Here is a 389-nt window from a genome sequence, read left to right as displayed (position 1 = left end):
AGCGCTTCCAGCCGATGCAGCAGGTAGTTGATGACCGGCACGCGCACCTCGGCGTTGTCGATCACGTCGGTGTAGTCGAAGCCGATGATCGAGGCACGCGTCAGGTCGATCGTGTCCACCGGGTTGTCGAACACCCAGCCCAGCGAGTTGCCGGCCGTCCACCGGCGCAGGCGCGCATACAGCCCGTCATCGCCCATGTTCGGCAGGCTCTTGCGGAAGTTGCTCATGCTGCGCAGGTGCATCGGCGTGTCCAGCATCCCTTCCACCGCGCGGTAGATGTCTTCTTCCTCGCGGGCGCTGTACTCCGCCTTGCCCCCCAGCACCTTGACCAACTCCGCCAGAAATTGCGTATTGGCTTCGTTGCGCTCGCACTGGAACGGGTTGAAGCC

The 389-nt window shown here is 63.8% G+C and carries 1 pseudogene; it reads right to left on the bottom strand.

The annotated features are described in order from the left end of the window. Positions 1 to 389, bottom strand: a pseudogene (locus XcuCFBP2542_RS19125) (VirB4 family type IV secretion/conjugal transfer ATPase); the annotation flags it as partial.

It is taken from the genome of Xanthomonas cucurbitae (assembly GCF_002939885.1).
Lineage (GTDB): Bacteria > Pseudomonadota > Gammaproteobacteria > Xanthomonadales > Xanthomonadaceae > Xanthomonas > Xanthomonas cucurbitae.
Note: the sequence above shows the minus strand (reverse complement) of the source record. Positions and strands in the feature narration are given on the sequence as shown.